Origin of the sequence: Brumimicrobium mesophilum (genome assembly GCF_003025005.1) — a bacterium.
GTDB classification, from domain to species: Bacteria; Bacteroidota; Bacteroidia; order Flavobacteriales_D; family Crocinitomicaceae; genus Brumimicrobium; species Brumimicrobium mesophilum.
In genome coordinates, this window is record NZ_PVSS01000028.1 from 1 (window position 1) to 6,044 (window position 6,044).

8 protein-coding genes are annotated in these 6,044 nt (G+C 31.8%); 7 read left to right on the top strand and 1 reads right to left on the bottom strand.

Going from position 1 to position 6,044, the window contains the following annotated elements; genetic code table 11:
* The first annotated feature begins 46 nt into the window (after positions 1 to 46).
* The 3 genes from map (at position 47) to C6368_RS16750 (ending at position 2,167) form a co-directional block, all read left to right on the top strand.
* Positions 47 to 811 carry a type I methionyl aminopeptidase gene (gene map, locus C6368_RS16740; RefSeq protein WP_107040375.1) on the top strand — a complete coding sequence of 255 codons (765 nt, stop codon included), beginning with the start codon at positions 47 to 49 and terminating at the stop codon, positions 809 to 811.
* 174 nt (positions 812 to 985) lie between these two features.
* Positions 986 to 1,717, top strand: a complete 732-nt coding sequence (locus C6368_RS16745; RefSeq protein ID WP_107040376.1) for a helix-turn-helix transcriptional regulator — start codon at positions 986 to 988, stop codon at positions 1,715 to 1,717.
* Between the two features lie 39 nt (positions 1,718 to 1,756).
* Positions 1,757 to 2,167 (top strand): VOC family protein, encoded by a 411-nt coding sequence (locus C6368_RS16750; RefSeq protein WP_107040377.1) that lies wholly within the window; start codon positions 1,757 to 1,759, stop codon positions 2,165 to 2,167.
* A 263-nt stretch (positions 2,168 to 2,430) separates the two neighbouring features.
* Here C6368_RS16750 and C6368_RS16755 read toward each other — a convergent pair whose 3' ends face one another.
* Positions 2,431 to 2,754, bottom strand: a complete 324-nt coding sequence (locus tag C6368_RS16755; protein WP_107040378.1) for a winged helix-turn-helix transcriptional regulator — start codon at positions 2,752 to 2,754, stop codon at positions 2,431 to 2,433.
* A gap of 113 nt (positions 2,755 to 2,867) precedes the next feature.
* Between C6368_RS16755 and C6368_RS16760 the strand changes: the two genes are divergently transcribed.
* From C6368_RS16760 to C6368_RS16775, 4 genes are all read left to right on the top strand, one after another.
* Positions 2,868 to 3,242, top strand: a complete 375-nt coding sequence (locus C6368_RS16760) for a DoxX family protein (RefSeq protein WP_107040379.1) — start codon at positions 2,868 to 2,870, stop codon at positions 3,240 to 3,242.
* Positions 3,243 to 3,416: 174 nt separating this feature from the next.
* Positions 3,417 to 4,289 (top strand): HD domain-containing protein, encoded by an 873-nt coding sequence (locus tag C6368_RS16765; protein WP_107040380.1) that lies wholly within the window; start codon positions 3,417 to 3,419, stop codon positions 4,287 to 4,289.
* A 217-nt stretch (positions 4,290 to 4,506) separates the two neighbouring features.
* Complete coding sequence (locus tag C6368_RS16770; protein WP_107040381.1) at positions 4,507 to 5,088, top strand: TetR/AcrR family transcriptional regulator; 582 nt, start codon at positions 4,507 to 4,509, stop codon at positions 5,086 to 5,088.
* Positions 5,089 to 5,130: 42 nt separating this feature from the next.
* Positions 5,131 to 5,922, top strand: coding sequence for an SDR family NAD(P)-dependent oxidoreductase (locus C6368_RS16775; RefSeq protein WP_107040382.1), 792 nt, complete (start codon positions 5,131 to 5,133; stop codon positions 5,920 to 5,922).
* The last annotated feature ends 122 nt before the right edge of the window (positions 5,923 to 6,044 follow it).

Below are 6,044 nucleotides of genomic sequence, written 5' to 3' on the forward strand. Positions count from 1 at the left end.
CGACTATTTAAATTCGCTTGACGTTGTAGCCAATTAAAAAAACGAAATGTCAATAACAAAAGAATCTGAATTAAGCGGAATGAAAAAAATTAGTGAAGTTGTTGGAACTACACTAAAACTAATGAGGGAATATGCTAAAGTTGGAATGTCGACTAAAGAATTAGATGAATATGGAGGTGAAATTTTAAAGAGTTATGGTGCTAAATCTGCACCTTATGAAACTTATGGATTTCCTGGTTATTCTTGTATAAGTGTAAATAAAGAAGCAGCACACGGAATACCATCAAATAAAAAAATATTGAAAGAAGGAGATTTAATTAATATTGATGTTTCTGCGGAACTTAATGGATTTTGGTCTGATAATGGTGGCTCATTTGTTCTCGGAAAAGACATTCATAATCACCAACCTCTTATAGATGCTTCTAAAAAAAATTTACGTAAAGCTATAAACAATATAAAAGGCGGAGTGAAAATTTCTGAAATTGGATATTTAATAGAAACTGAAGCAAAAAAGTCGGGATTTAAAGTAATTAAAAATTTAGCTGGTCACGGAGTTGGTAGAAGTTTACACGAAGAACCCGAAAATATTTTAAACTACAGAGTTAAAAGTAACAGAGAGCGATTCAAAAAAAACACAACAGTTGCAATAGAAACTTTTATTTCAACAAATTCAACTGTTGCAGTGGAACTGAATGACGGTTGGACTTTAGTCGGAAACAAAGGTGGATATGTAACCCAACACGAACAAACAATACTTGTAACTGATAAATATCCTGTCATTTTAACAGAATCGAATGAAATTTGGAATTAAATAACTGGCTACAACACCGTATATAATTTATTGCTAGTTCTAGCCTACTTACGAAAATCCTCGCGGATTTTCTATTGGATTTTTATTTGCTAAATTTAGTGCTTAAATCACGCAACAAACCATATACATAAACGTTGGCGGTAATGCGAAAAAAAATAAAACGTCAAACCTATAATGAAAGATAATGACATTAAGAGAATTTCAAGACTGACTGCAATTTTAACCCAACTGCAAACAAAACAACTTATTACTTCGACAAGTCTTGCTGAAAAATTTGAGGTAAGTGTTCGAACAATTTATCGCGACATTAGAGCTTTAGAAAAAGCAGGAGTTCCCATATTGACCAAAGACGGAAAAGGATATTCCCTGATGGAGGGTTATAAAATTCCACCAATAATGTTTTCCGAAAACGAGGCAAATGCTCTAATTACAGTTGAACAATTAGTACTTAAAAACAGGGACAGTTCACTTATTAAAGAATATATAAAAGCCATCAATAAGATAAAAGCAGTTCTGCGATATTCCACCAGAGAAAAAACAGAATTGATATCAAAACGAGTTGCTGTTAGTCCTGCAATATCAGGTATAAATACAAGTAATTCGCTAATGTTAATTCAAAATGCTTTGACAAACTTTCAAGTTCTTACTATTACATATCAAAGTGAAGATGGAAACAAAAAAACGGAAAGGCTAATAGAGCCTTTTGCGTTGTATTACAGTTTACAAGAGAATTGGACACTTATTGCTTATTGTAGGTTAAGAAAGGATTACAGAATGTTTAGGTTGGACAGAATGCTGAAAATTCATCAAACAAAATTAAAATTTAATCCTCATACGCTCACATTACAGGAGTATTTGGCTGAAAAAGAAAAAAAGTTCAAGACCCCTGACATACCTTTGTCATAACCTGAAATTACTTTTGCTGCATAATTAAAAATCTAAAAAATGAGTTTAGTATCCATTCGCATCATTACTGCCGATTTAAACGGCTTAATGAAATTTTATGAGCAAGTAACAGGTATGCCGATAGTGCAATACACACCTGATTTTGCCGAACTACAAACAAAAACAGCAACTTTAGCAATAGGAAGCACGAGAACATTGCAGTTTTTCGGTGGAGAGGATGTTGCACAGTCTTCACAAAACCGTAGTGCTATTATCGAATTTTTGGTAGATGACGTAGAAAAAGATTATGAAAGGTTAGCTGGTTTTTTACAACCCTACATCGTTCAGAAACCAACAACAATGCCTTGGGGAAACAAATCGCTTTTATTCCGTGACCCTGACGGTAATTTAGTCAACTTCTTTACACCAACAACTCCAGAAACAATTAAAAAATTTGAAGGCAAAAAATAAGCACTAACCGCCAACAATGTATATAAGTCATAGCGGAGTTTGTTCTTCGTCTATGGCTTTTTTGTATATTTCCGGCTGTACTACTCCGTAAATGAATTTACTTTCGATAACGTGCGAATTGAAAAAATCGCCAAAAGGATTTCATAGTGAAGTTTTAAGTTAAATGAAAAATTATTAGATTTATAAAATAAAATGAAAGGCGACTATTTAAATTCGCTTGACGTTATATGCAACCAAAAAAACCGTCATAATTCAGAAATGACTTATTGACGATGTAAAAGCCCCCAAAAATGCAACTCATCAAGTACTTTTTCCAATGACATCCCGTGTTCGGTAATCGTATATTCTACTTTTGGAGGAAATGTGCTAAAAACTTCCCTGCTAATCAATTTATTCTCTTCTAGATTTTTAAGCTCTTTCGATAAAGTTTTATCCGTAATACCATTCAAATCCCGCGAGATTTCTTTAAACCTTTTAGTTCGTTCAGATAAAGAGAACAAAATTAATAATTTCCATCTGCCTTCAACAGCCTCAAGAGCATCTTTAATTGAAAGCATCGTTTTAGGACAACCACCATTTGATAACATAATATACAGAAATTTACCTTACTTCCAACTTGGAAAGTGCTATCCAAAAGGAAAGTAATATCATTTAGAAAGTAAAGGTAATTAAATTTGTTAAAAAATATAAACGAAACAAAATGGACAAAACACAAAAAATATCAAAAACGCTTAACATTATTCTTTGGATAACGCAAATAATTCTCGCATTAGTACTTATTTCTGGTGCGATAATTAAAATATTTCTTCCTCGACAAGAGCTTCAAGAAATGTTTTCTTGGACTGCCGACAATGGTACGCTATTAATTCTTACTGCATTTGCCGATTTACTTTTAGGTATCGGGATAATACTTCCAAGACCCAAAATTAATATTTTAGCGGCATATGGACTAATGCTATTGATGATTGCGGCAAGCATTTTCCATATTTATAGAAATGAAGCTTCTGATATTGGAATTAATATTTTCCTTTTATTATTGTCAATATTTATAATCTTTGGAAAGCGAAAAATGTAGCGTAAAAAGGCTGCATATAACACAGTATAAAATTAATTGCTAGTTCAAGCTTGCTTACGAAAATCCTTTCGAGTTTTCTATTCGGTTTGTATTTGCTAAATTAGTTGCTTAAAACACGCAACTAATCTTATACAATCACGTTACCTGCAAGCTAAAAACACAAATGAACTAAAAATGAAATACATAGATAAAATTTACGGGGAATTTCAATTAACAGGAGTAATCGAAGAAATAATAAATACAAAAGTATTTCAAAGATTAAAGAGAATTCATCAAGGAGGAGCAATATTTCTAGTCAATCCGAAAATAAACCATACGAGATTTGACCATTCTATCGGAGTAATGATATTAATAAAAAAGTTAGGTGGAAGTGTTGAGGAGCAAATAGCTGGATTAATTCACGATATATCGCATACCGCATTCTCACACTTAATTGACTACGTTTTTGAAATCGAAGAAGAAGATTATCACGAAAAAAGATTTGAAGAAGTCTTAAGAGATAACGAATTAAAAGGTGTTCTCGAAAATTATCAGTTTGACTCAAATCGTTTTATCGAAATTGAAAATTATCAAATTTTAGAATACCCTCTACCAAACTTATCAGCCGATAGAATAGATTATACGTTAAGAGACTTGTTTCAAATTGGAGAAATTTCGAAGAAAGAAATTCTATGGTTTCTAAGTGGAATGAAAATTATTGATAATAGAATCGTCTTGACTTGTGAAAAACGTGGAAGTTGGTTTCAATCAAAGTATGAATTTCTAGTATCTGAATATTTTGGAGGAAAAGAAAACAAAAGGATAAATATCTTAATGAAAAAGGTTACAAAAAATTGTATAACAAAAGGAATTATTCAAGAAGATGATTTTTACCAAGACGACTTTTATTTATTAGACAAAATAAACAGTTCCGTTAATCTAAAAAAAATGATACACGAAATCGGAAAAATAGAAACAGACAACGGAAAGCTTACACAAAAGAAAAGAAAGATTGATCCCGAAATACTTCTTGATAATCGAGTTTTAAAGTTATCAGAAATAAGATAAAAAAAGCCAGCAGGTAACATTGTGTATAAGCAATAGCGAGTGCAGTGCTAAATTGAAAGTAAATGAATATTAATAAAGGTAAGTGTTTAACCGAAAATTTAGTGAATATTAATTCGCTACTGCTCATACACTAGACCGTTAGCGGTAATGTGACAAAATAACATTGAAATTATTGATTTTTATTTTCTATTTTTGTACCAATCATTACAAAACACAAATGAAAGGAAGACCAACCGTCTTTAAAAACGAAGAAATGGTACTCAAAGCCCAAGAGCTTTTTTGGGAAAAAGGCTATACTGCCACATCCTTGTCTGAACTAAGTGCTAGAACAGGAGCAGGAGCAGGTAGCTTATATAACACGTTTAAAGGTGGTAAAAAAGAACTTTTCAAAAAATCTCTATACCAACGCAAAGTGGATTTAGAGGACTTCAAAACTTTACTAGAAAAAAGCGATAACCCTATTGAATTAATCAAAGCCTTTTTCTTGAGTGTAGTAACTGAATCAAAAAAATCTCATTTTAAAGGTTGTATTATTGCAAACACCATCGTTGAAATGACTTTTATAGACGAAGAATTAGGAAATAATGCCATAGACATTTTGAAAGAGACAGAAAAACTTTACACCACAACTATTCTTTCAGAACAAAAAAGAGGCTATATCAAATCACAAATACCAGCTACAGTTTTAGCCAGACACCTCATTACTCTTTGGTGCGGAATTAACACATTACGCAGAATTTATCCGGATAAAGATATTTTGAAACAGCAAATTGAATTACAGCTACAGATTATCAAATAAAAAAAATTAAGCATTTATTTAACAATCATTACAAAAAAAGAAATGGATTTAAAATTAAAAGGAAAAAAAGCATTTATTAGCGGCTCAACCCAAGGTATTGGTTTTGCTATCGCTCAACAATTATTAGAAGAAGGAGTTAGCGTAACTATAAACGGAAGACAAGAGTCAAAAACAAAACAGGCAAAGAAAAAACTACAGAATCAATTTCCAAATGCTGAAATTTCGGCAGTATCTGCTGACTTTACAAAAAAAGATGAAGTTGAAAATTTACTTCAAAAATTAACAGATATAGATATATTAATAAACAATGTTGGAATCTTTGGAATTGAGGAATTTCAAAATATAAATGATCAAGATTGGTACAACTATTTTGAGATAAATGTAATGAGTTCTGTTCGACTATCCCGAAAGTTGTTCCCACAGATGCTAAATAAAAATTGGGGGCGAATTATTTTTATCAGCAGCGAATCAGGTGTAAATGTTCCTCAAAATATGATTCATTATGGAATGACAAAAGCAGCTATTTCGGCAATTGCAAATGGACTTTCAAAACTGACAAAAGGAACAGAGGTTACGGTTAATACAGTTTTGGGAGGACCAACCTATACCGATGGTGTGTCAAAAGTAGTTGAACATATTGCAGGAGCTCAAAATCTTGAAATTGAACAAATGAAAAATGCAATTATTCAGCAATCTAATCCACATATTTTATTACAACGATTTATTAGACCAAATGAAATTGCGAATTTAGTGTCCTACCTGTCAAGTCCTTTATCTATTGCTACAAATGGAGCATCTTTAAGAGCAGATTCAGGAGTGTTAAAAACAATATAAACACTACCGCTAACATCGTAAAAAATTAATTGCTAGTTCTAGCCTATTTACCAAAGTCCTTGCGGACTTTCTATCTGTATTTATTTGCTAACTTTAGTGCTTAAAACACGCAACTAATCTTA

Coding starts and splice junctions, on each gene's coding strand:
- map (WP_107040375.1), top strand. CDS start 47: ATGTCAATAACAAAAGAATCTGAATTAAGCGGAATGAAAAAAATTAGT.
- C6368_RS16745 (WP_107040376.1), top strand. CDS start 986: ATGAAAGATAATGACATTAAGAGAATTTCAAGACTGACTGCAATTTTA.
- C6368_RS16750 (WP_107040377.1), top strand. CDS start 1,757: ATGAGTTTAGTATCCATTCGCATCATTACTGCCGATTTAAACGGCTTA.
- C6368_RS16755 (WP_107040378.1), bottom strand. CDS start 2,754: ATGTTATCAAATGGTGGTTGTCCTAAAACGATGCTTTCAATTAAAGAT.
- C6368_RS16760 (WP_107040379.1), top strand. CDS start 2,868: ATGGACAAAACACAAAAAATATCAAAAACGCTTAACATTATTCTTTGG.
- C6368_RS16765 (WP_107040380.1), top strand. CDS start 3,417: ATGAAATACATAGATAAAATTTACGGGGAATTTCAATTAACAGGAGTA.
- C6368_RS16770 (WP_107040381.1), top strand. CDS start 4,507: ATGAAAGGAAGACCAACCGTCTTTAAAAACGAAGAAATGGTACTCAAA.
- C6368_RS16775 (WP_107040382.1), top strand. CDS start 5,131: ATGGATTTAAAATTAAAAGGAAAAAAAGCATTTATTAGCGGCTCAACC.